The 26,047-nt window shown below is 63.0% G+C and carries 25 protein-coding genes; 6 read left to right on the top strand and 19 right to left on the bottom strand.

Translation table 11 applies throughout. The features are described 5' to 3' along the window. Window positions 1–11 precede the first annotated feature (11 nt). The gene (locus AB4037_RS13535) at window positions 12–776 is read right to left on the bottom strand and encodes an RlmE family RNA methyltransferase (protein WP_434956638.1); all 765 of its coding nucleotides are present in this window, start codon (window positions 774–776) and stop codon (window positions 12–14) included. Next, a complete protein-coding gene (locus AB4037_RS13540) occupies window positions 773–1,966 on the bottom strand; it encodes a Ppx/GppA phosphatase family protein (RefSeq protein ID WP_441771865.1) in 1,194 nt (397 codons plus the stop codon). The genes AB4037_RS13535 and AB4037_RS13540 overlap by 4 nt, the downstream gene beginning before the upstream one ends. Before the next feature lie 22 nt (window positions 1,967–1,988). Here AB4037_RS13540 and AB4037_RS13545 point away from each other — a divergent pair, with 22 nt between their 5' ends. Next, window positions 1,989–3,182 (top strand): bifunctional 2-C-methyl-D-erythritol 4-phosphate cytidylyltransferase/2-C-methyl-D-erythritol 2,4-cyclodiphosphate synthase, encoded by a 1,194-nt coding sequence (locus AB4037_RS13545; RefSeq protein ID WP_434956640.1) that lies wholly within the window; start codon window positions 1,989–1,991, stop codon window positions 3,180–3,182. Window positions 3,183–3,209: 27 nt separating this feature from the next. Beyond that, entirely contained in the window at window positions 3,210–3,719 is a 510-nt protein-coding gene (locus AB4037_RS13550) for a CinA family protein (protein ID WP_441771866.1), read from the top strand. Here the strand turns inward: AB4037_RS13550 and AB4037_RS13555 are convergent. Then, on the bottom strand, window positions 3,716–4,186 hold the full coding sequence (locus AB4037_RS13555) for a type II toxin-antitoxin system RatA family toxin (RefSeq protein WP_441771867.1): 471 nt from the start codon (window positions 4,184–4,186) through the stop codon (window positions 3,716–3,718). The two genes, AB4037_RS13550 and AB4037_RS13555, sit on opposite strands and share 4 nt — an antisense overlap. A gap of 157 nt (window positions 4,187–4,343) precedes the next feature. On the opposite strand from AB4037_RS13555, the gene AB4037_RS13560 reads away from it, so the two are divergent. After that, window positions 4,344–5,258, top strand: coding sequence for a bifunctional helix-turn-helix transcriptional regulator/GNAT family N-acetyltransferase (locus AB4037_RS13560; protein ID WP_441771868.1), 915 nt, complete (start codon window positions 4,344–4,346; stop codon window positions 5,256–5,258). A gap of 39 nt (window positions 5,259–5,297) precedes the next feature. Here AB4037_RS13560 and lipA read toward each other — a convergent pair whose 3' ends face one another. The 9 genes from lipA to AB4037_RS13605 form a co-directional block, all read right to left on the bottom strand. Beyond that, the gene (gene lipA, locus AB4037_RS13565) at window positions 5,298–6,257 is read right to left on the bottom strand and encodes a lipoyl synthase (protein WP_434956644.1); all 960 of its coding nucleotides are present in this window, start codon (window positions 6,255–6,257) and stop codon (window positions 5,298–5,300) included. A 129-nt stretch (window positions 6,258–6,386) separates the two neighbouring features. Continuing rightward, window positions 6,387–7,826, bottom strand: a complete 1,440-nt coding sequence (gene lpdA / locus AB4037_RS13570; protein ID WP_441771869.1) for a dihydrolipoyl dehydrogenase — start codon at window positions 7,824–7,826, stop codon at window positions 6,387–6,389. A gap of 79 nt (window positions 7,827–7,905) precedes the next feature. Then, window positions 7,906–8,451: a hypothetical protein gene (locus AB4037_RS13575; RefSeq protein ID WP_441771870.1), complete on the bottom strand. Its 546-nt coding sequence runs from the start codon at window positions 8,449–8,451 to the stop codon at window positions 7,906–7,908. Continuing rightward, the gene (locus AB4037_RS13580) at window positions 8,448–9,800 is read right to left on the bottom strand and encodes a pyruvate dehydrogenase complex dihydrolipoamide acetyltransferase (RefSeq protein ID WP_441771871.1); all 1,353 of its coding nucleotides are present in this window, start codon (window positions 9,798–9,800) and stop codon (window positions 8,448–8,450) included. The genes AB4037_RS13575 and AB4037_RS13580 overlap by 4 nt, the downstream gene beginning before the upstream one ends. 10 nt (window positions 9,801–9,810) lie before the next feature. Further along, on the bottom strand, window positions 9,811–11,181 hold the full coding sequence (locus AB4037_RS13585; RefSeq protein ID WP_441771872.1) for a pyruvate dehydrogenase complex E1 component subunit beta: 1,371 nt from the start codon (window positions 11,179–11,181) through the stop codon (window positions 9,811–9,813). Window positions 11,182–11,237: 56 nt separating this feature from the next. Then, entirely contained in the window at window positions 11,238–12,296 is a 1,059-nt protein-coding gene (gene pdhA / locus AB4037_RS13590; RefSeq protein WP_434956649.1) for a pyruvate dehydrogenase (acetyl-transferring) E1 component subunit alpha, read from the bottom strand. 264 nt (window positions 12,297–12,560) lie between these two features. Continuing rightward, window positions 12,561–12,875 carry an FtsB family cell division protein gene (locus AB4037_RS13595; RefSeq protein ID WP_434956650.1) on the bottom strand — a complete coding sequence of 105 codons (315 nt, stop codon included), beginning with the start codon at window positions 12,873–12,875 and terminating at the stop codon, window positions 12,561–12,563. Between the two features lie 186 nt (window positions 12,876–13,061). After that, a complete protein-coding gene (gene eno, locus AB4037_RS13600) occupies window positions 13,062–14,342 on the bottom strand; it encodes a phosphopyruvate hydratase (RefSeq protein ID WP_434956651.1) in 1,281 nt (426 codons plus the stop codon). Window positions 14,343–14,439: 97 nt separating this feature from the next. Then, window positions 14,440–14,970, bottom strand: coding sequence for a hypothetical protein (locus AB4037_RS13605; RefSeq protein ID WP_434956652.1), 531 nt, complete (start codon window positions 14,968–14,970; stop codon window positions 14,440–14,442). Between the two features lie 141 nt (window positions 14,971–15,111). Here AB4037_RS13605 and queF point away from each other — a divergent pair, with 141 nt between their 5' ends. Beyond that, on the top strand, window positions 15,112–15,573 hold the full coding sequence (queF, locus tag AB4037_RS13610) for a preQ(1) synthase (protein WP_441771873.1): 462 nt from the start codon (window positions 15,112–15,114) through the stop codon (window positions 15,571–15,573). A 166-nt stretch (window positions 15,574–15,739) separates the two neighbouring features. Here queF and kdsA read toward each other — a convergent pair whose 3' ends face one another. From kdsA to AB4037_RS13635, 5 genes are all read right to left on the bottom strand, one after another. Continuing rightward, window positions 15,740–16,573 (bottom strand): 3-deoxy-8-phosphooctulonate synthase, encoded by an 834-nt coding sequence (gene kdsA / locus AB4037_RS13615; RefSeq protein WP_434956654.1) that lies wholly within the window; start codon window positions 16,571–16,573, stop codon window positions 15,740–15,742. 176 nt (window positions 16,574–16,749) lie between these two features. Beyond that, window positions 16,750–17,625: a VOC family protein gene (locus AB4037_RS13620; protein WP_441771874.1), complete on the bottom strand. Its 876-nt coding sequence runs from the start codon at window positions 17,623–17,625 to the stop codon at window positions 16,750–16,752. 93 nt (window positions 17,626–17,718) lie between these two features. Then, window positions 17,719–19,347, bottom strand: a complete 1,629-nt coding sequence (locus tag AB4037_RS13625) for a CTP synthase (RefSeq protein ID WP_441771875.1) — start codon at window positions 19,345–19,347, stop codon at window positions 17,719–17,721. Window positions 19,348–19,472: 125 nt separating this feature from the next. Beyond that, entirely contained in the window at window positions 19,473–19,877 is a 405-nt protein-coding gene (secG, locus tag AB4037_RS13630) for a preprotein translocase subunit SecG (RefSeq protein ID WP_434956657.1), read from the bottom strand. Window positions 19,878–19,988: 111 nt separating this feature from the next. After that, window positions 19,989–21,695 carry a lysine--tRNA ligase gene (locus tag AB4037_RS13635; RefSeq protein WP_441771876.1) on the bottom strand — a complete coding sequence of 569 codons (1,707 nt, stop codon included), beginning with the start codon at window positions 21,693–21,695 and terminating at the stop codon, window positions 19,989–19,991. A 156-nt stretch (window positions 21,696–21,851) separates the two neighbouring features. Here AB4037_RS13635 and AB4037_RS13640 point away from each other — a divergent pair, with 156 nt between their 5' ends. Next, the gene (locus tag AB4037_RS13640; protein ID WP_441771877.1) at window positions 21,852–22,487 is read left to right on the top strand and encodes a MarC family protein; all 636 of its coding nucleotides are present in this window, start codon (window positions 21,852–21,854) and stop codon (window positions 22,485–22,487) included. Window positions 22,488–22,625: 138 nt separating this feature from the next. Here the strand turns inward: AB4037_RS13640 and ssb are convergent, their stop codons facing one another. After that, a complete protein-coding gene (ssb, locus tag AB4037_RS13645; RefSeq protein WP_149255008.1) occupies window positions 22,626–23,117 on the bottom strand; it encodes a single-stranded DNA-binding protein in 492 nt (163 codons plus the stop codon). A 419-nt stretch (window positions 23,118–23,536) separates the two neighbouring features. Here ssb and AB4037_RS13650 point away from each other — a divergent pair, with 419 nt between their 5' ends. Beyond that, window positions 23,537–23,977: a hypothetical protein gene (locus AB4037_RS13650; RefSeq protein ID WP_434956661.1), complete on the top strand. Its 441-nt coding sequence runs from the start codon at window positions 23,537–23,539 to the stop codon at window positions 23,975–23,977. 263 nt (window positions 23,978–24,240) lie between these two features. Here the strand turns inward: AB4037_RS13650 and AB4037_RS13655 are convergent, their stop codons facing one another. Next, complete coding sequence (locus AB4037_RS13655) at window positions 24,241–25,782, bottom strand: hypothetical protein (RefSeq protein ID WP_434956662.1); 1,542 nt, start codon at window positions 25,780–25,782, stop codon at window positions 24,241–24,243. Between the last annotated feature and the right edge of the window lie 265 nt (window positions 25,783–26,047).

Below are 26,047 nucleotides of genomic sequence, written 5' to 3' on the forward strand. Positions count from 1 at the left end.
AGAACTTCCGCTCAGGCGTTGCCGGTCTCTCGATCGGCCGAAGGGCCCCTCCCCCGAAACCCGGTCGCCAGCACATACATCTCGCTCGAACCCGCGCGGCTCGCCGCCGGTTTCAGGTGTTTCACCACCGCGAAGTCGCGCTTGAGAAGGGTCAGGACATCGCCTTCGGTACCGCCCTGGAAGACCTTGGCGAGGAAAGCCCCGCCTGGGGCCAGTACCTCTACGGCGAAATACGCCGCCGCTTCCACCAGCGCAATGATGCGCAGATGATCCGTGGCACGATGGCCGACCGTATTGGCGGCCATGTCGGACAGGACGAGATCGGCGGGGCCGCCGAGCATCGCCTTCAACCGGTCGGGCGCGGCATCGTCCATGAAGTCCATCTGCTCGAAATCGACGCCTGGAATGGGATCGATGGGCAGGAGGTCGATCGCCACCACCTTGCCGCGGCCATTGACGGAATCGGTGATCTCCGCCGCCAGCTGGGACCATCCGCCAGGGGCCGCGCCGAGATCGAGCACACGTTGGCCGGGCTTAAGGAGCTTGGCCTTGTCGTTGATCTCGATCAGCTTGTAGATCGCGCGCGAACGCCGTCCCTCCCGTTTGGCGCGGGCGACATAGGGGTCGTTGAGCTGGCGCTCGAGCCAGAGTTGCGAGGAATGTGTCCGTCCCCGTGCCGTCTTCAGCCGAACGCCCAGTTCACGCGCGCCACTGCCCCGGCCGGAACTGTTCTTGCCTTTGCCGGGACCACCGCCCTTGCCTGCTCCACCACTCACGGGTTGCGCCCCGCACCGTTGTGACGCCAGACGCGATCCTCCTGCATCATCTGCACCAATAATCCTTCGCGCAGGCCCCGATCGGCCACGCGCAATCGTTCACAGGGAAAAGCCCGCCGAATGGCCTCGAAAATGGCGCATCCGGCCATCACCAGATCGGCCCGCTCCGGGCCGATACAGGCATTGGCGACGCGCTCCTCATAGGTCATATCCAGCAGGCGTTCGAGCACGTCGTCGATCTCGCCGCGCGACATCCACAAGCCATCCACCCGACGCCGATCATAGCGCGGCAGTTCGAGATGAATGCCGGCCATGGTAGTCACCGTGCCCGAGGTGCCCAGCAAATGCAGGCGTTTGACCCGCTTGGCGATGGCCTCGCGGTGCGAGAATGAGGCCAGCATGGTCGAAACATCGTCCACCATGCGCTCGAAACTCTCGCGCGTCACCCTGACGCCGCCATGGCGTTCGGAGAGCGTCACCACCCCGACGGGGAGCGACGTCCAGCCACGCACCTTGGGCTGCCGGTTCCGATCGGCCGGATCGATGTCGAGCCAGACGATCTCGGAGGAGCCGCCGCCAATATCGAAAAGCACCACACCGTCGAGATTGCGATCGATCAAGGGAATGCAGCCTGCGGCTGCGAGCCTGGCCTCGGTCTCCCGGTCGACGATTTCGAGGTCGAGCCCGGTTTCCTTCAGCACGCGCTCGACAAACAGCAGGCCGTTATCGGCCGCACGGCAGGCCTCGGTGGCGATCAACCTTGCCCGGTCAACGCGGCGATCCCGCATCTTCTGGGCGCAGACAGCCAAGGCATCGACAGCCCGGCCCATGGCGTTGATATGCAGGCTGCCACTGGCTCCCAGCCCCTCGCCTAGCCGCACGATGCGAGAGAAGGCGTCGATGACGCGAAATCCCTCTCCCGTCGGGCGCGCAACCAGAAGGCGGCAATTATTGGTGCCAAGATCAAGCGCGGCATAGGTGTGGTGACGGCGCGGCTGTTCTCCTTGCCGGAATTGCGGCACGGGCAGATGTGCACCCTCACTCGACCGAGGCGCTTGTGCCTCCAAACTTCGATCCACCAAAATACTACCTTGACCCTGCCCGGTCGCAATTTTCCTGCGCCACAGGCATTTCGCCACTTCGTCTACGAGTGTAACAAGTTCCGCGCCGGTGGCGAGAAAGAATTCCATCTATGTTCGTGTTATCAAGATCATGAAGGCTCCAGCCAAGTTGCGCGTAGCAGCGCTGATCGTCGCAGCGGGACGCGGATCGCGTGTCGGCGGCGCCGTTCCCAAGCAGTATCGCCTGTTGGGCGGACGAACCGTCCTCGCCCGCACCCTCGCCCTTTTCGAGCAGCATCCTGCCATCGACAGCATCGTCACGGTGATCGGCGCGGGAGACGAGGCGTTCTTTACGGCAAGCTCTGCGGGAATCAGCAAGCAGGCCGGCTGGGTTCTCGGCGGCAGCACCCGGCAGGCGTCCTGTCTGGCGGGCCTGAAGGCACTTATCGGCGACAGGCCCGACATCGTGCTGCTGCACGACGCGGCACGCCCCTTCGCCAGCCCCGCCTTGATCGACCGGGCCATCGAGGCCGCCCGAGCGCACGGGGCAGCCGTGCCGGGGCTGGCGGTCACCGATACCATCAAACAGATCGACCTGGACGGCAGGGTCAAGGCGACGCCGGAACGCAGCCTGCTGCGGGCTGTACAGACACCGCAGGCCTTCGGCTTCGACCTGATCCTGTCGTCCCATCTCGCGGCAGCGGAAGCCGGCATCGAGACACTGACCGACGATGGCGCGGTCGCCGAGTGGGCCGGCCATCCTCTCCATATCTTCGAAGGCGAAGCAACCAACATGAAACTGACGACCGAAAGCGACTTCCAGCGTGCGGAACGGGCAGCCAACGAATTGGCAGCCCTCGGCGATGTCCGAACGGGAACAGGCTTCGACGTCCATGCTTTCGCCGAAGGCGACCATGTCTGGCTCAATGGCGTGAAGATCGCCCACGACCGCAAGCTCAAGGGGCATTCGGATGCCGATGTCGGCCTCCACGCCCTGACCGACGCCATTCTGGGTGCCATCGGAGACGGCGATATCGGCTCGCATTTCCCTCCTTCCGATCCGCAATGGAAGGGAGCCTCGTCCGATCGTTTCCTGGCTCATGCCGTTGGCCTGGTACGGGCGCGCGGTGGTGCCATCGCCCATCTCGACGTCACGCTGCTGTGCGAGGCACCGAAGATCGGCCCGCACCGAGACGCCATGCGGGCGCGCATCGCCGAGATCGCCGGAATTGCCGTCGACCGGGTGGGAGTCAAGGCGACCACCACCGAGGGCCTGGGCTTTACCGGCCGACGCGAAGGCATCGCCGCCATGGCGTCGGCGACCGTAAGGCTCCCCTGGGGATGATCGGGAGCATCATAAGGAGAGCGCATCATGAATGACGAGATCTTCTTCGAGCGTGCCGCAAAGGTGCTCGCTGCCTGCCGCGCCAAGGGCCTCATGGTGGCAACGGCGGAATCCTGCACGGGCGGTCTCGTGGCCGGCGCCCTCACCGCCATCCCCGGCTCGTCCGACGTGGTGGATCGCGGCTTCGTCACCTATTCCAACGAGGCAAAAGCGCAGATGCTCGGCGTATCGCCGGCCCTGATCGAGCGTGACGGCGCGGTGAGCGAAAGCGTCGCCTTCGCCATGGCCGAGGGAGCGGTGCTGCATTCCCGGGCGGGACTGGCGGTTGCGGTCACGGGGGTCGCCGGCCCTGGTGGCGGCACGGCCGCCAAGCCGGTGGGCCTGGTGCATTTCGCGGCCTGGAGCCAGCAGGGACCACGCCTGCATGTGGAGCGCCGCTTCGGTGAGCTGTCGCGTTCGGAAATCCGCAAGCAAGCCGTAGAGCAGGCCCTCGACCTCCTATTGAAACTTGCTGGCGAGATCAGGATTGCCGTCTAGGACGCCGCGGTCACCTTGCGCCCATAGACGACGTCAGCCCGTTTCTCGAAGGCTTCGGCGAAACGGCGGAACGCGGCCTCGAACATGGCGCCCATCAGCATGCCGAGGGTGCGGGAGCGGAAGCTGTAGTCGATGAAGAACTCGACGACGCAGCCTCCTGCCCCGTCATCCAAAAAGGACCAGCGGTTCTCCAGATGGCTGAAGGGGCCATCGAGATATTCGACGAGGATCTGCAGCTTGTCCCTGTCCATGGTCACGCGGCTGGCGAAGGTTTCGCGGATCAACTTGTAGGCCACCGTCATGTCGGCGACCATGACAAGCCGGCCGTCGTCCTGAGGCTGACGGCTGCGAACCCGCAGCGCCGAGCAGAGCGGCACGAAGAGCGGGTATTTTTCGACATCGGCCACCAGATCGAACATGTCGGCTGGCGAATGCTTGACGCGGCGCGTGGTGCGGAAAGAAGGCATGATCAAACTCCGATGCCTTCATATAGGCAAGGGACGGCATGCAAAACAGTTTAATCGAGGCGTTCCGGCTTGAGATGGCGAGACCAACTCGCGATTTCGTTTGACAAATCGTCGAGGGATTACAATGTTGACTTGGTCAACATTCAATGGCTCCCCCATGTCCGTCATCGACGATATCCGCGATTTCAACCGCTTCTATACCCATAAGCTTCGCCTGCTCGATCGGCACATGCCAGCCAGTTCCTTCCCCTTGCCGGAGGCGCGCGTGCTTTACGAACTCGCTGCCGGCGGGGAGCAAACTGCCGCCGACATCGGCCGGCGCCTCGACATGGACAAGGCGCATCTCAGCCGGATCGTCGCGCGCCTGAAGGCCGACGGCCTGCTGGAAAGCCGCACCGATCCCGCGCATGCCCGCCGCGATCTCCTGTCGCTATCTCCTGCCGGCCGCCATGCGTTCGCCGAGCTTGAAGCCGGCACCACGGCGCAGCTCGACAGGTTGCTCTCTCCTCTCGGCGAGGGAGATCGCGGTCAACTCGTCGGCGCCATGCAGGAGATCAAGAAGCTGCTCGACGTGAAAGAGCCTTCGCCGCAGCCGGTCATTCTCCGCAAGCCCAGGCCCGGGGATCTTGGCTGGGTCATCCATCGCCAGACCCAGCTCTATCACCAGGAATATGACTGGGACTGGACCTATGAAGGGCTGGTTGCCACGATCCTGGGTGATTTTGTCGCCAATTTCGATCCGGCCCGCGAGGATGCCTGGATCGCCGAGCTCGACGGGCGCATCGTCGGCTCGATCTTCCTGATGAAGAGCGACAGCGCCCCCATCGGCAAGCTGCGCCTGCTCTATGTCGACCCCAGCGCCCGTGGGCACGGGCTCGGCAAGAGGCTGGTACGCGCCTGCATCGAGCGTGCCCGGGCGCTCGGCTATGCCTCGCTCACGCTGTGGACCAACGACATCCTGATAGCGGCAAGGAATATCTATCAGGCAGAAGGCTTCCAGCTGGCGGCGGAGAACCGCCACCATTCCTTCGGCAAGGACCTCGTCGGCCAGACCTGGACGCTGGATCTATAGAGCGTGGTGCCGAAGAGCGGACGCCGGTATTGTTGACGATTACCGCCCCAGCTTAGCAGACCGATTGGCCTTCAGCCGGGCGAAATCGTCGCCGGCATGATGGGAGGAACGCGTCAGCGGCGAGGAGGAGACCATCAGGAAGCCCTTGGTGTAGGCCACCGTCTCATAGCTCTTGAATTCGTCCGGCGTGATATAGGCGACCACCGGGTGGTGCTTGCGGGACGGCGCCAGATACTGACCGATGGTGATGAAATCGACATTGGCCGAGCGCAGATCGTCCATCAACTGCAGAACCTCGTTCCGCTTCTCGCCAAGGCCGACCATGATGCCTGACTTGGTGAAGATGGTGGGGTCGATCTCCTTCACCCGCTGCAGCAGCCGCATCGAATGGAAATAGCGCGCGCCGGGACGAACGGTGAGGTAATTGGAAGCGACCGTTTCCATATTGTGATTGAACACGTCCGGCTTGGCCGCCACCACGATCTCGAGCGCGCCTTCCTTGCGCAGGAAGTCGGGCGTCAGGATCTCGATGGTCGTCCCGGGCGAATGGTGGCGGATCGCCTTGATCACTTCAGCGAAATGCTGGGCACCGCCATCCTTGAGATCGTCGCGATCGACCGAGGTGATCACCACGTGGCTGAGGCCGAGCTTGGCCACGGCAATGCCGGTGTGCTCGGGCTCCTTGGGGTCGAGCGCCCCGGGCATGCCTGTCTTGACGTTGCAGAAGGCACAGGCCCGCGTGCAGGTGTCGCCCATGATCATGAAGGTGGCGTGCTTCTTGTCCCAGCACTCGCCGATATTGGGGCAGCCCGCCTCCTCGCAGACGGTGACGAGCTTGTTCTCCTTGACGATCGCCTGGGTGTCGCGCCACCCCGGTGAACCGGGCGCCTTGACGCGGATCCAGTCCGGCTTGCGCAGCATGGGCTGATCCGGCCGGTGCGCCTTCTCGGGATGGCGGGGCCGGTTGTCGTTGTTGAGGAGGTCGAGGACGACAGCCATGACAAGCCTTTCGGTTCACTGCGGCCGGTATATCAGGAACGCCCGCGCTGCACCATTGCCGGACAAGCCCGGCAACCTTCTCCTGATCGCATGCCTCGCGCGATCGCAGGCATGCGATCAAGTTGATCATTACATATGGATGGCGCGCCCATAAGCGTCCAGGACGCTCTCATGCATCATTTCCGACAGGGTCGGATGCGGGAACACCGCATGCATGAGGTCTTCCTCGGTGGTCTCCAGATTCATGGCGATCACGAAGCCCTGGACCAGTTCGGTCACCTCGGCGCCGACCATGTGTGCACCCAGGAGCTTGCCGGTCTTGGCGTCGAACACCGTCTTGACCAGGCCTTCCGGCTCGCCGAGGGCAATGGCCTTGCCGTTGCCGATGAAGGGGAAGCGGCCGACTTTCACGGTGAAGCCCGCCTCCTTGGCCTTCTTCTCGGTCAGGCCGACGCTGGCGATCTGCGGCGTGCAATAGGTACAGCCGGGAATCTTGTCCTTCTCGAAGGCATGCGGGTTCTTGCCGGCGATCGCCTCGACACAGACCACGCCCTCATGCTCGGCCTTGTGCGCCAGCATCGGTGGCCCGGCAACGTCGCCGATGGCGAAAATCCCCGGCACATTGGTCTTGCCGAAGCCGTCGACCACCACGCAGCCGCGATCGGTCTTCACGCCAAGCTTCTCCAGGCCGAGATTCTCGATATTGCCGACCACGCCGACGGCTGAAATCATGCGGTCGGCCTCGATTACCTGCGACTTGCCGTCAGCCGTCTCCACCGTCGCCTTGACCGAATTGGCCGTCTTTTCGACCTTGGTCACCTTGGCGCTGGAGAGGATCTTCATGCCCGCCTTCTCGAAGCGCTTGCGCGCATGGGCGGCGATTTCCTCGTCCTCCACCGGCAGGATCTGCGGCAGCACCTCGACAACCGTGACCTCGGCGCCGAGCGTGCGATAGAAGGACGCGAATTCGATGCCGATGGCGCCCGAGCCGACCACGATCAGCGATTTGGGCATGTCCGGCGGCACCATGGCGTCGAAATAGGTCCAGATCAGCTTTTTGTCCGGCTCCAGGCCCGGCAGGACGCGTGGGCGGGCGCCAGTGGCGACGATGATGTTCTTGGCCTGGTAGGTTCCGGGGGCCTGCGCGCCCTTGGGCGCCGGGATGGCCGGCCCCTGCACCGACTTGGTCGAAGCCTTGACCACGATCTCGCCGGGCTTGGTGATCTCGGCTTCGCCCCAGATCACGTCAACCTTGTTCTTCTTCAGGAGGAAGCCGACGCCGGTGGCGAGCTGGGCGGAAACCCCGCGCGAGCGCTTGACCACGGCGCCGACATCGGCGCTGATCGAGCCACTGAGCACGAGACCGAAATCCTTAGCGTGCTGGGAATTATGCAGAACCTCGGCCGAGCGCAGCAGCGCCTTGGTGGGGATGCAACCCCAATTGAGGCAGATACCGCCCAGATGCTCGCGCTCGACCACGGCCGTCTTCAGGCCGAGCTGGGCGGCACGAATGGCGGTGACATAGCCGCCGGGGCCGGAACCGATCACGATGACGTCGTAGGAACTCATTTGAGGTCTCCTCTTGGGCGCTACACCGAGGGCTCGCCCTCCGTCACAGCGCCGAATTCAGATCGGGAATGGTTCGGCGCTATCCGGCAGTCGCCGGAGCGGCCGGTGCCGGCACGGTGCTCGATTGCGTTTTCCAGTCCCGGGCGAAAATGCAGCGTTTCCGACCAGAGGTGAGCCCGAGGGTCACCGGCAGTTCGACGCAGATTTGATAGGTTGGCGGCAATCCGCGCTGGCGGCGCTCCTGGGCTGCCTGCCCGTCCTTCTGGATCTGCTGCTCTATAGTCGCAGGTGTCGTAGAAGGATCTCTAGCCCGCTTTGCCCGGTCGACTGCGACCTGATCGGTATCGACGACCGTCCAGGCTACTGGGAAAACGCCTTGCGCGCCGGTGCGCCAACCATGCCCCGATCCGTCGCCCTGGAGCTTCACCAGGATGCCGTCGCCAATGGACGCCGTGCCGGACATGGCAAGTTCGCGTGCCTGATCCATGGTCGGCTCGGGCTTGGGTGGGGCCGCAACGATAGGCTTGCCGGCTAGGCCCGGGGTGTTGCACCCGGCAAGCCCGGCCGCCAGCGCCAGGATCATGATACCCGGCGCGAAAGTCCGTCCTGCGGCCCCGCCGCTCACACCAGCATCCCCATGGGTTTTTCGATATAGCCCTTGAAGGCTTGCATCAGCTCGGCACCGAGTGCGCCGTCGACGGCACGGTGGTCGGTCGACAGGGTCAGCGACATGATCGTCGCCACCTTGATCTCACCGCCATGCACCACCGGCTGCTTGATGCCGGCTCCAACCGCCAGAATGGTGGCATGCGGCGGGTTGACGATCGCTGCGAACGACTTCACCCCGAACATGCCGAGATTGGAGACCGAACCGGTACCGCCCTGATATTCCTCCGGCTTGAGCTTGCGGCCCTTGGCCCGCGCGGCCAGGTCCTTCATCTCGTTGGAGATGGCGGAAAGCGTCTTGGCCTCGGCATTTCGGATGATCGGGGTGATCAGGCCGCCCGGGATGGAGACGGCGACGCCGACATCGGCATGCTTGTGCTTGAGCATGGCGCCATCGGTCCAGGATACGTTCGCATCCGGCACGGCTTTGAGCGCCAGCGCATAGGCCTTGATAACCATGTCGTTGACCGAGACCTTGAAGGTGGGCTTGCCTTCCTTGGTCAGCGGGGCGCCGTGGTTGATCTGCTCGCGCAGGGCGAGCAGGGCGTCGATCTCGACTTCCACCGTCAGGTAGAAATGCGGGATGGTCGACTTGGCCTCGGTCAGGCGGCGCGCAATGGTCTTGCGCATGCCGTCATGCGGAATCTCCTCGAAGGAACCAGGAGCAAAGAGCTTCTTGGTGACTTCGTCCGAAGCGCCGGCCGGCGCGGCGGGAGCTGGCGCCGCCTGGGGAGCAGCCGCGGCCTGGGCAGGAGCCGCCGCAGGGGCGGCTTTGGCGCCGCCGCCGGCGATGGCCGCCTTGACGTCCTTCTCGACGATGCGGCCATGCGGGCCGGAGCCCTGGATGGCGCCGAGGTCGAGGCCGGCCTCCTTGGCGAGGCGCTTGGCCAGAGGCGATGCGAAGATACGCGTACCGGCCTGGGCTGGAGCAGGCGCCGACGCTGCGGGAGGCGTTGCGGCCGGAGCAGTTGCTGGCGCGGCCTGAGCCGGTGCAGCAGCGGCAGCCGGAGCGGCAGCCTTGGGAGTTGGAGCCCCGCCGCTGGCGGCGACGGCCTTGACATCCTCGCCCTCGCTGGCGATCACGGCGATGAGGTCGTTGACCGGCACGTCGGCGGTGCCTTCCGGCACCACGATCTTGGCCAGAACGCCCTCGTCGATGGCTTCGACTTCCATCGTCGCCTTGTCTGTCTCGATCTCCGCCAGCACGTCACCGGACTTGATGGAGTCGCCTTCCTTCTTCAGCCATTTGGCCAGGTTGCCCTTCTCCATCGTGGGAGACAGAGCCGGCATCAGCACATTCACAGGCATCGGCAACTCCTCAGCGATAGAGGACGGCTTTGGCCGCCCCGACGACGTCAGCCACGCTCGGCAGAGCCAGTTTCTCGAGGTTCGCCGCATAGGGCATCGGCACATCCTTGCCGGACACACGAGCCACCGGCGCATCGAGATAGTCGAAGGCCTGCTCGTTGACGCGGGCAGCGATTTCCGAGCCGACGCCGGACTGTTGCCAGCCCTCCTCGATCACCACGCAACGACTGGTCTTGCGCACCGATGCGATGACCGTGTCGGTATCGAGCGGGCGCAGCGAACGCATGTCGATGATCTCGGCATCGATCCCCTCGCCTGCCAGGGCCTCCGCCGCCTTCAGGGCATAGGTCATGCCAATCGACCAGGCGACCAAAGTGACATCCTTGCCCGGCTTGACCACCTTGGCCTTGCCGATCGGCAAGACGAAATCGTCGAGCTTGGGCACGGGATGGCTGTGGCCATAGAGGATTTCATTCTCCAGGAAGACCACCGGATTGGGATCGCGAATGGCTGCCTTGAGCAGGCCCTTGGCGTCGGCCGCCGAATAGGGTGCCACCACCTTCAGGCCCGGCACATGCGAGTACCAGGAACCATAGTCCTGGCTGTGCTGGGCACCCACGCGCGCCGCCGCGCCGTTGGGGCCGCGGAACACGATCGGGCAGCCCATCTGGCCGCCGGACATATAGAGGGTCTTGGCCGCGGAATTGATGATGTGGTCGATCGCCTGCATGGCGAAATTGAAGGTCATGAACTCCACGACCGGGCGCAAGCCCGTCATGGCAGCGCCGGTGGCGATACCGGCGAAGCCATGCTCGGTGATCGGCGTATCGACGACGCGCCGTGCTCCGAATTCCTGCAACAGCCCTTGAGTGATCTTGTAGGCGCCCTGGTACTCGGCAACTTCCTCGCCGATGACGAAGACGTTGGCGTCGAGGCGCATTTCCTCCGCCATGGCATCGCGCAGGGCTTCGCGGACGGTCTGGGTGACGAACTCGGTGCCGGCCGGAATCTCGCCAGAGGCATCATGGGCTTCAGCCGGCGCCGGCGCCGACTGCACCACGGCGGGAGCGGCAACGCTGGGAGCCGGAGCGGCGGCCGGCTGGGCCGGTGCCGGTGCCGACGCTGCCGGCGCGGCTGCCTCGCCCTCACCCTGGATGAAGGCGATCTTGGTATTCACCGCGACATTGTCGGTACCCTCGGGCACCAGGATCTGCGTGAGCACACCTTCGTCGATGGCTTCGACTTCCATCGTCGCCTTGTCGGTCTCGATTTCGGCGATCACGTCGCCGGACTTGATGGTGTCGCCTTCCTTTTTAAGCCATTTGGAGAGTTTGCCCTGCTCCATGGTGGGAGAGAGGGCCGGCATCAGGATATCAGGCATGGGTGCCTCGAAGTCTGGAGAATGGAATTACGCGAGCAGGCTGGAACTGCCGACCATCACTTCAGGATGTCGGTCCACAGCTCCGAGGGATCGGGCTCGGAATCGCTGGTGGCGAAATCGGCGGAATCGTTGACGATGTCGCGGATTTCGGAATCGATCTTCTTCAGCTCCTCCTCGCTCGCCCCATGCTCTTCCAGCAGGCGTGCGCGGCTCTGTTCGATCGGATCGTGCTCGGTCCGCATCTTCTGGACTTCGTCCTTCGAACGGTACTTCGCCGGATCCGACATCGAGTGGCCGCGATAGCGGTAGGTCAGCATCTCCAGGATGTAGGGGCCCTTGCCGGAACGAGCATGTTCGATCGCCTTCTGGCCCGCCGCGTAGATGGCGCGCACATCCATGCCGTCCACCTGTTCGCCGGGAATGTTGAAGGAGAGGCCACGGCGGGAGAAGTCGGTCTGGGCCGAGGCACGATTCACCGACGTGCCCATGGCGTATTTGTTGTTCTCGATCACATAGACGACGGGAAGCTTCCACAGCGCCGCCATGTTGAAGCTTTCATAGACCTGGCCCTGGTTGGCGGCGCCGTCGCCGAAATAGGTCAGGCTCACCTTGCCGTCGGAGCGATAGGCATTGGCAAAAGCCAGGCCGGTGCCGAGCGATACCTGCGCGCCCACGATGCCGTGGCCGCCATAGAAAGCCTTCTCCACCGAGAACATGTGCATGGAGCCGCCCTTGCCGTGCGAATAACCGCCCTGGCGTCCGGTCAGCTCGGCCATGACGCCGCGAGGGGCCATGCCCGCCGCGATCATATGGCCGTGGTCACGATAGCCAGTGATGACCTGATCGCCTTCACGCGAAGCCATCTGCAGCCCGACCACGACGGCTTCCTGCCCGATATAGAGATGGCAGAAACCGCCGATCAGGCCCATGCCGTACATCTGTCCGGCCTTCTCCTCGAAGCGGCGGATCAGCAACATCTCGCGATAAGCCTTGAGCTCCTGGTCGCGGGAGAACGACGATGCCGTCCTGGTTGCCCCCGCTGCCTTGCCCGAGCGGGCGGCAGTCTTCGAAGCCTTGCTAGCGGTAGCAGCGGCCTTTGCGGCTGTAGCGGCCATGAACCCTCCGATTATTGGTGGCTAAGCTGAGGAAGTGCTAGCGCATCCAATATCAAAAAGCGAGAGCCACACCCAAATGCTGCACTGCAACATATTGAACATGCAACACAATTATGAATAAACTCAATTTCAGTTCATTTAGCAATGAACTCAATTCCCGTTATTCTTCGACACATTTTTGTCAAACTTCGACACTGCCCTGGAACGTCGTCGAAATAGAATCGATTTAACGGGAGAGAAGTCGCAACAAGTGGAAAGCCGATCCTACTTGGTCAGCAACACTACTTCGTCATTGGGATGAACGAGGCCCAGCACGTCACGCGCCTTCTCATCCAGCATGTCCGGATCGATCGCCTGTGACCTGAGCAGGTTCACACGCCGATCGAGAGCGGCATGCTCCTTCTGCAGCAGGACCAATTCACTGCCCAGATCCTGCTTCTGCTGGTCGAATTGGTGCTGTGCCTGGATGCCATGCTCGCCATTGAAGGCCTGATAGGAGAAATAAGCGATGGCTGCGGCCGCTCCCGCCAGAAGCGCGAGCTGGTTCAAGATGGCGCGGATGCGTGTGCGAATGACCATGCGGCCATGGTTAACCCTGGATGGTTGATATTCCGTTGACGCCGCTTGCTGCAGCGCAAAATCCACGACGTTTCAGCCCCTCCCGCATGCCGGTCCGGCAGGACCGCCATGCAAAAATGCGGCCCAAATAAAAAACCGGGGAGCAGAAGCTCCCCGACTTTGGTCTTCAACCCAAGTGAATCAGGCTCAGGCGAGCGCCTTCAGCGCGGCGCGGCCGCCATAGAGAGACTGCGTGCCGAGCGCCTCTTCGATGCGCAGAAGCTGGTTGTACTTGGCCGTGCGGTCGGAGCGCGCCAGCGAGCCCGTCTTGATCTGCCCGCAATTGGTGGCCACGGCGAGATCGGCGATGGTGGAGTCCTCGGTCTCACCCGAACGATGGGACATCACGGCGCGATAGCCTGCCTTGTGAGCCATTTCCACGGCCGCAAGCGTCTCGGTCAAGGTGCCGATCTGGTTGACCTTAACCAAAATCGCGTTACCCAGCCCCTTCTTGATACCCATCGACAGACGTTCGGTGTTGGTGACGAACAGGTCGTCGCCGACGAGTTGCACCTTGCTGCCAACCTTGTCGGTGAGCAGCTTCCAGCCCTCGAAATCATCCTCGGACAGGCCGTCCTCGATCGAGACGATCGGATAGTCCGCCGTGAGCTGGGCGAGATAATCGGCCTGTTCGGCGATCGAGCGCTTCACGCCCTCGCCGCTATAGTCATAGACGCCATCCTTAAAGAACTCGGTGGCGGCGCAGTCGAGCGCCAGCATGACATCCTCGCCTGGCTTGTAGCCGGCCTTCTCGATGGCGCTCATCACGAAATCGAGCGCAGCCTTGGCGGATGGCAAGTTGGGAGCAAAGCCGCCCTCGTCACCGACATTGGTGTTGTGGCCAGCATCCTTCAGCCCCTTCTTCAGGGTATGGAAGATCTCGGCGCCCATGCGCAGGCCTTCGGCGAAGGTCGGCGCGCCGACCGGCATCACCATGAATTCCTGGAAGTCGATGGGGTTATCGGCATGCATGCCACCATTGACGATGTTCATCATCGGTACCGGCAGGACGCGAGCGGCAGGGCCGCCGATATAGCGCCACAGCGGCAGGCCGGCTGACTGCGCAGCAGCCTTGGCGACGGCGAGGGAAACGCCGAGGATGGCATTGGCGCCCAGGCGGGACTTATTCGGGGTGCCGTCGAGGTCGATCATGGTCTGGTCGATCTGGATCTGGTCCTCGGCGTCCAGGCCGCCAAGCGCCTCATAGATCTCGCCATTGACGGCTTCCACCGCCTTCTCGACGCCCTTGCCGCCATAGCGCTTGCCGCCATCACGCAATTCGACAGCCTCATGCGCACCAGTGGAAGCGCCTGATGGCACCGCAGCCCTTCCCGTGGATCCGTCTTCCAGCAGGACATCGACCTCGACCGTCGGATTGCCGCGGCTGTCCAGAATTTCGCGGGCGATGATGTCGCTGATAGCGGTCATGGGGCTGCTCCTGTTTGTGATGACGGATTGTTCGTCGCGCTCATAGCGGATGAACGGCCATGGCGGAAGAGTAAAACAACGTCACCAAACCGCCATCTCAGACGCGCGCCGCCTTGGGAGGCAACAAACGAGCCTGTACTTCGTCGAGCATTTCCCGGCGCGCCGGTGTCATGCCACCAGCAGCTTCAGCCACCTTGTGCATGAGATCGATCAGGTCCTTGCGCTCTCCCGCCGCGAGCTGCTTGTCGAACAGCGGCGCCAATTCACGGAACAGCACCGAAAAGCTCGGCGTATTGCGGGCGACATATTCGGCGAAGGTCCGATGTTCGACCAGTTTGTCGCCATAGCCGAACACGGTGCGGGCAGCCTCGTCGATCAGGCTTTCCGCAGCCGGCAGCACGGCGTGGTCGACACTGCCGAGCTTGATCAACAGGGCAAGCGCGCCATCGCGCGCTTCCGTCACCGAGCGCACAGCCGCCTTGACCTCCGCGTCTCGAGCCCGCTGCATGCGCCGCTGGCGCGCTGCCGCACTGAAATAAGAGGCGATGACCTCATGGCCATCAAAACGGATCAGCCAAAAGACGACCCAGCCCATCAGGGCACTCAGGATCAAAGCGATGACCGGCATGGCATTCCCCAGCGTTAGCACGAGAGATCTGCCACGAAATAGTCACATTGTCACGACAGGCGACGTTCCCTCCGAAACAGCTTGCATGGGTGCAAGAAATCACCGATTGCCGAGCAGATGAACCATGCATGGGAGCCAAACATGACCAGTTTCGACCCCTCCTCTCTTCAACTCGGCAGCGACAGCAAGATCCCCGCTACTCCCGAGGAAGCCAGGCTCGACCGCGTTCCCAATCCGCAGGCCGATACGCTCTATCTCGCGCGCTTTACCTGCCCGGAATTCACGTCGCTCTGTCCGGTGACAGGGCAGCCCGATTTCGCCCATCTCGTCATCGATTATGCGCCGAAGGACTGGCTGGTCGAATCCAAGTCGCTCAAGCTCTACCTCACCAGCTTCCGCAATCATGGTGCCTTCCATGAGGACTGCACGGTGGCCGTTGGCCGCCGCCTGGCCGACCTCCTGGAACCGCACTGGCTGCGTATCGGCGGCTATTGGTATCCGCGCGGCGGCATCCCGATCGATGTGTTCTGGCAGACCGGCAAGCCGCCCGAGGCTCTATGGCTGCCCGATCAGGGCGTCCCGAGCTATCGCGGACGGGGCTGAGCTCCGCGGAGTGTCAGCCTCACAGCTCCATCACCTGATGGAGCGGGGCTGACATCTTTCTTGGCTGGGAATGCCGCGTGTCCAGGCTTGTCGATCTCGTTCCATCACTTGATGGAGCTGAGGAGATCGGCGCTCCAAAAGTTGCTCGCAAACCGCAACCGTGACGCTAGCTCTTGGCGATGGCGTCGAACTGCTTCAGGCGCGTGAGCAGCGCCTCGAGTTGATTGAGGGGCACCATGTTCGGGCCATCGGAGGGGGCGTGATCAGGATCCTGATGCGTCTCGATGAAGACGGCGGCCACGCCCACCGCCACGGCAGCGCGGGCCAGCACCGGCACAAATTCGCGCTGGCCACCGCTCGACGTCCCCTGTCCGCCCGGCTGCTGCACCGAATGGGTGGCGTCGAACACCACGGGCGCGCCAATCTGCTCGGCCATGATCGGCAAAGCACGCATGTCGGTCACCAGCGTATTATAGCCGAAGGAGGCGCCACGCTCGGTCACCAGCACGTTGGGATTGCCCGCCTCGGTGATCTTGGCGACGACATTCTTCATGTCCCAGGGCGCCAGGAACTGCCCCTTCTTGACGTTGACGACCCGCCCGGTGCGGGCAGCGGCCACCAGGAGATCGGTCTGGCGCGAAAGAAAAGCGGGAATCTGCAGCACGTCGACGACCTGAGCGACCTTGGCGCATTGATCGTTTTCATGGACGTCCGTGATCACCGGCAGGCCGAACTTCTCGCGGATCTCGGCGAAGATCGGCAGTGCGTTGTCGAGGCCGACGCCGCGGGCTCCTTTGGCGGAGGTGCGGTTGGCCTTGTCGAAGGAGCTCTTGTAGATCAGGCCCAATCCAAGCTTGTCCGTGATCTCCTTGATGGCCGAAGCCATTTCCATGGCATGCTCGCGGCTCTCCATCTGGCAGGGGCCGGCGATCACGGTGAGCGGGAGCGCATTGCCGATGCGAAGCTTGCCGAGGGAGACGACGGGATTGGCGGCGGTCATGAGCGCTCCTGAGGTTGATCGATATCGCGGAGATAAGGCTGGCGGCAGTCGAAGGCAAGCTTGGCGCATGCTACGGGGCATCAGGCGTCTCGCCCCTAATGCGCTGATTTTAACGAGATAGATGCGCGATTGCGTCGGGCGAGGCGTCTACGATCCTGGAAATCGTACCCCTCCGATCAAGTCTTGGGCTCTTCGAAAATCAGGGCGGTGCCGAAATTGTCGGCGGCCGCGATGGCCAGATGCTTGCGGTGGCGGATGAAGGGAATGCCTGCCTCATCCAGGCGGGCAGCGACGGCTTCGAGCGGTGCCGTCACCTTGAAGGCAGCCAGACGCGGTCCGTGGGCCAGCGACAAATCGGGCTCCAGGCCCAGCACGTCGCGATAGCAATCCGGCGACATCGCCTCGACCGTCCCGCGTGGTGTGACGATCGCCATGTTGCGGGCGCTGGCGCAGACCGCCCTTGCCCCCGTGAAGGCCTCGAAGAAAGGCACCGTTGCCGCCGGCTCAGCGGCCAGCATGACGATGCCGCCGACTTTGACCGCCCCGTTCGCGTGACGCTGGAAGTCGGGATTCCAGAAATTCTGCGGCTCGTGCTGCTGTGTGGCGAAAAAGCCTGCAGCCGGCATGGCGGTGTCGGCGGCAAAGGCGAGCGTGAAGGCGACACGAACCACCGAACCATCCGGCCGCGTGGCCTGGCGTTCGAAGAAGAACGGCTCAAAGCCGCCAATATCGGCCTCGTCGAAACTGAGTTTGTCGGCGGCGGCATCCTGCGCTTCCACCACCAGCATCGCGAAGCCGTCCCCGAAGCGGGCCAGATAGTCGCGGGAGAAAGAGGCGAAGCGGGAGCGATCGGCCCAGGCGGCATCCGTGATGCCGTCAGCCCCCACCGTGATCAATTCCAGGAAGATGCCCGGAAATTGCACCACGTGGTTCTCGGTACCCCAGGGATGGCTGTTGCGAGCGCCGACCGTGAAGCCGAGTGCCCGGTAATGCGCAGCGGCGGCATCGAGGTCGCGAACGGCAAGAACGAGATGATCGAGACCGCGGGACATGAGGCCGCTCCAGTCGGAATCGGGGGGCGGGTCTTCAAACCCGCCTGAAACAGGGTCTTGTCAGGAAGGGCGGGTCTGAAGACCCGCCCCCCGTCAAACCAACCGGCTTTGCTCGACGGCGGCCGCGATGAAGCTAGAGAACAGGGGATGCGGCTCGAAGGGACGCGACTTCAGTTCGGGATGATACTGCACGCCGATAAACCAGGGATGGTCGGCATATTCGATGGTCTCCGGAAGCAGGCCATCCGGCGAAGTGCCGCAGAACACCATGCCCTTGTCTTCGAGGCGCTCGCGATAGCTCATATTCACTTCATAGCGATGGCGATGGCGCTCGGAGATCGAGGTCGAGTTGTAGATATCGGCAATCTTGGAATCCCGCTTCAGCGTGGCTTGATAGGCGCCGAGGCGCATGGTGCCACCGAGATCGCCGCCCTGGGCGCGCTGCTCGAGCTCGTTGCCCTTCATCCATTCGGTCATCAGGCCGACGACCGGCTCCTTGGTCGCGCCAAACTCGGTCGAGTTGGCGCCCTTGATACCAGCGAGCGAACGGGCGCCCTCGATCACCGCCATCTGCATGCCGAAACAGATTCCGAAATACGGCACCTTGCGCTCGCGGGCGAAAGTCACCGCCTTGATCTTGCCCTCGGCGCCGCGCTGGCCGAAGCCGCCGGGAACCAGGATGCCGTGAACATGCTCCAGATGCGGAGCCGGATCGTCCTGTTCGAAGATCTCGCTCTCGATCCAGTCCAGCTTGACCTTGACGCCATTGGCGATGCCACCATGGGTCAGCGCCTCGGTCAGCGACTTATAGGCATCCTTAAGGCCGGTATATTTGCCGACGATGGCAATAGTGACCTCGCCCTCGGGATTGTGGACGGTCTGGGAGATCTTGCGCCAGCGCGACAGATCCGGCTTGGGCGCGTCATCGATGCCGAAAGCCGCCAGCACCTCGGTGTCCAGGCCCTGCTCGTGATAGGCGATCGGCACGTCATAGATCGAAGCGACGTCGCGCGCCTCGATCACCGCGGTTTCGCGCACATTGCAGAACAGAGCGAGCTTGCGGCGCTCTTCCTTGGGAATCTCCCGGTCGGAACGACAGAGCAGGATGTCGGGCTGGATACCGATCGAGCGCAGTTCGGCGACCGAATGCTGCGTCGGCTTGGTCTTGAGCTCGCCCGCCGAGGGAATGAAGGGCAGCAGCGTCAGATGGGTGTAGATGCAGGCACCGCGCGGCAGGTCGCTCTTGATCTGGCGGATCGCCTCGAAGAAGGGCAGGCCTTCGATGTCGCCGACGGTGCCGCCGATCTCGACCAGCACGAAATCCACGCCGTCATTGCCCTTGAGGACGAAATCCTTGATGGCGTTGGTGACGTGGGGAATGACCTGGATGGTGGCGCCGAGATAGTCCCCGCGCCGCTCCTTGGTGATGATGTCGAGATAGATCCGGCCCGTGGTGATGTTGTCGTCCCTGGAGGCCGGACGCCCGGTGAAGCGCTCGTAATGGCCGAGGTCGAGGTCGGTCTCGGCCCCATCGTCGGTGACGAAGACCTCGCCGTGCTCATACGGGCTCATGGTGCCCGGATCGACATTGAGATAGGGATCGAGCTTGCGAAGGCGGACTTTGTAGCCGCGCGCCTGAAGAAGCGCGCCGAGGGCGGCTGAGGCCAGCCCTTTACCAAGCGAGGAGACCACGCCGCCGGTGATGAAAATGTACCGCGTCATGGAGCCCCACTTAGACAAAAACACAATGATTCGACGAGCGGACAATCGCTGCCCGCAGGATTATTTTCAGTTCACGCAAAGACGCGACAGTCCTCAGCCCGACAAATGACCGCCGGGCTACACAGTTACGGCTTGGCCGGCGCAGCCGGTTCGCCACCGCCCTGCAACTGGTCGAACACCGAACCGCCATTGGACGGGGCCGGAGCCGCCGGTGCCGGCTGAGCGGGAGCCGATGGCGAAGATTGGGCCGGCTGGCTGGCCGGCGCGGCCGGACGATACTGGTCGAGCAGCGAACCACCCGGGCGGCTCTGCTGATTGGCGAGAATCGTCAGCAGCAGGCTGGTAATGAAGAAGGCAGCTGCCAGACCGGCCGTCGTCCGCGTCAGCAGATTCGCCTGGCCGCGTCCGGTCATGAAACCGCCCGTTCCGCCGCCGATGCCGAGCCCCCCACCTTCGGAGCGCTGCAACAGCACCACAACAACAAGGGCCAGCACCACCATCAGGTGGATCGAGATGAGAACGGTTTGCATGAACTGATCCGGAAAGAATTCGGGCGCGTTCCTACACGAAGCGAGGCCCGCTGACTACCCCTGTCATATGGGAAGCTGGCATGAACTGCGCCAGCCCCCCGTTTTTGAAGATCAACCAGGCTGCCGGGAGGCAACAAAAGCCTCGTGCTCACGCACGAGATCACCCGACAATGCCTTGGCGATCAGTGCCCTCGTCTCCGGGATGCCGTAGATCGCCGCGAAAGAGCCGAAGCGAGGGCCGCGCTGCTCGCCCAGGAGGATGCGATAGAGGGTGTTGAACCACTCCAGCGAGACGCCGGGGCGCTCGGGCGTGGCGCCCTTGGCCTTGAAGTCCTGATAGGGCGGCAGAGCGCGGCCGACATCGTAGACCGCCTCCTGGATCGCCGCGGCGTCTGCATCGTCAGGCAGGGCACCGAGGGCGTCGGACAATTTCTGCAGTGCCCCCCTCTCCTCCTCGGTCGGCACGGCATAGCTCTTGGCGGGCTTCACGAAATCCTGGAAATAGCGGATCGCGTAGCCGACCAGCCTGTCGAGCTGCGGATGGGTCTGCGGCGATGCGTCCGGAGCATGGCGACGCAGGAAGCCCCACAGCACGTCCTTGTTCTCCGCATTGGCAACGGCAACCAGATTGAGCAGCAGCGCGAAATTGATCGTGGTGCGCGCCCCTTCCTGGCCGATCGTCTCCGGCGCCGGCGGATTTCCGCCATGAATATGCCAGACCGGGTTGCCAAGCTGGTTCTTTGCATCCTGCCGCCCGAAGCCGCCCAGAAACTGCAGATACTCGTCGACGGCTCGTGGAATGGCGTCGAAATGCAGTTTCTTGGCCGAGCGGGGCGACTGGTACATGTACAACGCCAGGCTCTCCGGCGTGGCATAGGTCAACCATTCGTCGATGGTCAGGCCGTTGCCCTTCGACTTCGAGATCTTCTGACCGTGCTGGTCGAGGAAGAGTTCGTAAACATAGTGCTCCGGGGCCGTGCCGCCGAGGATCTCGCAAATGGCGTCATAAACAGGCGCGTTGGTCTGGTGGTCCTTGCCGAACATCTCGAAGTCGACATCCAGCGCCGCCCAGCGCGCGCCGAAATCCGGCTTCCATTGCAGCTTCACCTTGCCGCCGGTGACCGGTAGCGTCTTGTCGACACCGTCCTCGTCGGTGAAGGTGATGGTCCCTGCCTTGGCATTCACGTCCTTGAGCGGCACATAGAGCACCCGCCCGCTGCTCGGAGAGATCGGCAGGAACGGCGAATAGGTCGCCTGCCGCTCCTCGCCGAGGGTCGGCAGCATGACGGCCATGATCTCGTCGTACTTTTCGGCGGCCTTCAGCAGCACGGCATCGAGCTTGCCGGATGTATAGTATTCCGTCGCGCTGGCGAATTCGTAATCGAACCCGAACGTATCGAGGAACCGGCGGAGCATGGCGTTGTTGTGATCGCCGAAGCTCTTGTAAGCGCCGCCAAACGGATTGGGAACACGGGTCAGCGGCATCTGCAAATAAGGCTTGAGCGCTTCGGGATCCGGCACATTGTCCGGGATCTTGCGCATGCCATCCATATCGTCGGAGAAGCAAATCAGCCGGGTCGAGATACGATCTTCCGTCAGCAGGCGAAACGCATTGCGCACCATGGTGGTACGCGCGACCTCGCCGAAGGTGCCGATATGCGGCAGGCCCGAGGGACCGTAGCCGGTCTCGAACAGGATCTCTTTCTTGTCGCCGGCGCGCTTCTGCAGACGGGCAACGAGCTTCCTCGCCTCCTCGAATGGCCAGGCGGCAGAGACATTGGCGGCCGCGACGAGCTCGGCCGGATAGAGATTTGACATGTTCGATCCGATTTCTTTCTGCTGCTTGTGGATGGGAAGCCAAGCGGAGTGCGAAGCGGCTTGATTTTTCTCGACCGCAAGCGGAAGGCACAGCCATATTCAGGCTGGGCCGCAGCGTCAATCTTGGCGCGTGCAAATGATCGGTCGAGGGGCGTGATGACGTCGATTCTGGACTATCTGACCGCCGCTCTCGTCACTTTGCTGGTGGTGGTCGACCCGCCCGGCCTCGGCCCGATCTTCCTGGGCGTCACCCGCGGCATGAACAAGGAGCAGCAGCACTCGGTCGGCTGGCGCGCCAGCGTGATCGGCTTCGGCGTGCTCGCCTTCTTTGCCATCGCCGGGGAACCCTTCCTCAGGCTGCTCGGCATCACCACGCCGGCCTTCCGTATCGCCGGCGGCCTGCTGCTCTTCGCCATCGCCTATGAAATGGTGTTCGACCGCTCCACCATGCGCAAGAACGAGACTGCGGAGACCGCCATCACCAAGGACTTCATCTCCAATGTCGCTGCCTTCCCGCTCGCCATCCCTTTGATTGCCGGTCCCGGCGCCATCACAGCCGTCATGTTGCTATCGGCCCAGACCCATGGCGAGCCGGCCAAATTCGCATCCCTGTTTCTCGTCATCGCCTTCGTGACGGCCTGCTGCTACGTCTCCTTCCGCCTTGCCGGCGTGATCAACAAGCTGCTGGGGATCACCGGCAATGTCGTGCTAACCCGACTTCTCGGCATCGTCCTGTCGGCCCTGGCGGTGCAGTTCATCGTCGATGGCGTCAGGGCGATCGTGACCGGATAAGGGCCCGCACTGCGTTCGACACCATTTCTCCGTCTCGGCAGGGCGATGATCGAGCCTTCGATCGCGCACAAAAGCAAGACGCCGGCCACGAGACGTGACCGGCGCTTCAGGCACCTTGTCGACGGGTCTGTTCCGACGTCAGAACGGGATGTCGTCGTCCATGTCGGCCGAGGAGAACTTGCTCGAACCGGCCGGTGCCGGACGGCGCTCCATCGGGCTCGACGAGCCGAAATCATTGCCCTGATAGTCCCGGGCGCCCTCACCCTGCCCACCGCCGCCGCGCGAGTCCAGCAGTGTCATTTCACCGCGATAGCGCTGCAGCACGATCTCGGTGGAATATTTTTCCACGCCCGAAGCGTCATTGTATTTGCGGGTCTGCAGCTGGCCCTCGAGGTAAACCTTGGCACCCTTCTTCAGATATTGCTCGGCGATGCGTGCCAGCCCCTCGTTGAAGATGACCACGCTGTGCCACTCGGTCTTCTCCTTGCGTTCGCCGGTGGCCTTGTCGCGCCAGCTTTCCGTCGTGGCGATACGCAGGTTGACGACCGGCTCGCCCGAATTGAGCCGCCGCACTTCAGGATCGCGGCCGAGATTACCGACCAGAATGACCTTGTTCACCGAGCCCGACATCGAGGCTTCCTTCCTTCGCTTCACAGCGTGCCGGCCGAACCGCCCTGCACGCCCCATGGCACCCCGAAAGGCGCCTCCATCATTTCTGCTCTAGCATGCTCCCGGCGCCACGCCTGCAAGGGAATTGGCTTCGTGCACAATTAGTTTTGTTCCACATTTGTTCGTGCAATGCAAGCGCCCGCCTTAACGATCCGCTTACCAAACCACCCCAAAGACCACACCATACCGCAGTCTGTCGTTCCGCCTCGAATCATGTGGGAATCTGCGGCATCTGGCCAAGAAAACCTTGCCTTTGCCCGATAACTTGCCCAACAAGCAGGTCGAAAATCAGAACCGCGCTTTCCGTCATCGCTCTTTCGCCACATTGGGCGTGCAGGGGAGCCGCACACTCATTCTTAGTTCCATACGAGGGCAGCAAAATGGCAGGACCAGGACAACAGCGCGAAGCGACCGACGGAGCCAACACGGTAGCGGCTCTGGGTTTGCGGCGCGCCGCTTTGCGCGGCATGCTCGCTTCCCCGATCATCGATGCGGATGACCAGAAGGGGCTGCGCGACGAACTGGTCTCCGAGTTGCGCTCCATCGCCAATTCGATCTCCCGCGCCCCCGCCAAGAACGCCGTCGAGCTCTGCGCCAAGCTGGACGTGCTCGGCGAGGAATATCGTCCCGACGGCGACAGCGGCTCCATCCGCGAGTTGATCGCCTCGATCCGCCGTGACGTCGTCAGCCTGACCGGTCGTCCGGCGGTTCAGGAGCGCGCCTCCTTCCAGACGATCCGCCCGATGCACAATGCGCGCGCCGCCGAACCGACCCAGCAGCCGGCTTCGGCCGAAGCGGCTGGTGAAGCCAAGGCCGACTAAGCCTTTCCTTCGAGGCCGAAATCATCACCCCCGTGGAGCGATCCGCGGGGGTTTTTCTTTGGCTCTCGATCTCTCCCTTTGGCGTTGGCCGCGAGCAAAGCGTGTTCACATGCTAACGCTTGTCCCAACGCTGCGTTCCGGCACGTCTCTACAAGTCCAGGCGATTCCGTCTCGTTGGCGAAAAGCCGTTGGTTCCAAACGAAAGGGGCAGGCTCGCGCCTGCCCCCATTCATTGCATCGACCTTGGGATCGACAATCGCTCCTTATTGAGCGTTGTCGCCCTCGCCTTCATCGTCGCCGCCTTCGTCACCGCCGCCGGCACCAGGTGCGGCTCCACCGCCGTTGCCGGCGCTGAGCACCTGGCCATTGACGCTCACGGCCTTGGTTGCCGCGTCGAAGTCGACGTCCCAGACGGCCTTGCCGTCAGCACCGGTCTTGGCCAGCCCCTTGATCAGGGCGATGCCCATCAGGGCCGATTCCTTGTTGGGAACCTGGGCGTTGTTCACGGCCGCAATGATCTGGTCGAGATTGGTGGCCGAAATCGTCACCTTGCCCTTCTGGCTCGGCATGACGCTCATCTTGCCTTCCGCGCTCACCGCTCCGGCCGGGGCGGTGAAGGTGCTGGGCGCCAGGGTCACATGCGGCTGTCCGGCCATGAAGAGAGCCAGGAATTGCGGCGTCAGTTCGTTGGGGATCGGCGGATCCTTGCTCGCATCGAAATTCTCGATCGCCAGCTTGGCGATGGCCTCGAGGTCGACGCCCTCGAACTTCACGTCGATATTGCCCTCGCCCGGAACCAGCGGAGCCACCCAACCCGGAATGGCCGGGGACTGCGGCAACGCCAAGCCATCATATTTGATGTCAATGCCATAGGAGGCATCCTTGACCGCGCCGGTCATGCCGACGCCGTAGCTCAGGCTTCCGAGCTTGACCGGACCCAACGGCGTCTCGACGGTGACCTCATTCAGCTTGGTCGTGCCGGACAGGTTGTTCCACAGCGGCAGGGCTGCAGTCAGCTTCTGCTTGATCTCGGCCTGCTTGCCGATCAATTCCTTGGGATCCTTGGAATTGGCGGCCATGCCAATGAATTCCAGCACTGTCGTAAGCTGGAGATTGTCGACCTTTCCATCAGAGGCCAGCGACTTGGCCGAAACCTTGATGGTAAGGGGCTTGGTCTTGCCGACGATGTTCTCGACGAAATCGGTGGCCGAGCCGGTGGTGCTGATGTTGACGCCCCCACCACTGCCGGCGGTTCCGGTCAGCTTGGAGGTGATCGCGCCCATGCTCGCGGTCACGGTGCTCTCGGGATCCTCCATGTCCATCGCCATCGAGGCGCAGGTCACTTCATAGGTCGAGAAGGTCGAGATCTTCGGATCGAACACGCCTGCCGACTTGCAAGGCGCCGCAACCTTCATGGCGAAAGGCTTGTCGCCCTGGGTGCCGCTGAAATTGTAGTTGATCGGCGAATCGCTGGTCACCGCGTAGGTGCCGTCCGAATTGGGTGTGGCCAGATAGGTGATCGGATCGAAGCTCGCAGTGACGCCGGCTCCCTTGAGCTGGGCCAGGGTGGAGGCCAGATCAAGCTTCACGGCATAGGCGCTGCCCTGCGGGGTGATGGACAGGATGCCCTTCTCGAAAAGGCCGCTGCCAAACGTCTTGGCCAGGCTGTCTTGCAGTTGCTTGGCGCCATCCGCCGATACGCCCTGCGCAAAGGCGGGAGCGCTCAGCAGCGTCGCGGCCAGTAGCGTGCTCCGAAAGGCCAGCCTGGCGGCGGGACTGCGGCGTTTCATGCGAAGAAGTTGCATGGAGTTTCCTTCAGTGGGTGGGAAGCCGTTTCGCGGCGCACTCTTAACGCAAAATCATGAGGTGCGCACGCTTGGGTCGATGAAAGAGCGGTGGACGTTCAGGACCGGCTGTGAACCGGTACAGCGGCACTAGGCCCCGTCAGGATCGGAAACGAGGTGCCGAAACGCACATGACACATTCAATAGTCTCCGTGACGGGAGCGTTTATCACGCTGCAGGCGAGCCATCCTGATGGCTGTTATGGATCATGGATGGGGCAGCGGAC

It is taken from the genome of Labrys sp. KB_33_2, from assembly GCF_052114505.1.
Classification (GTDB): Bacteria; Pseudomonadota; Alphaproteobacteria; order Rhizobiales; family Labraceae; genus Labrys.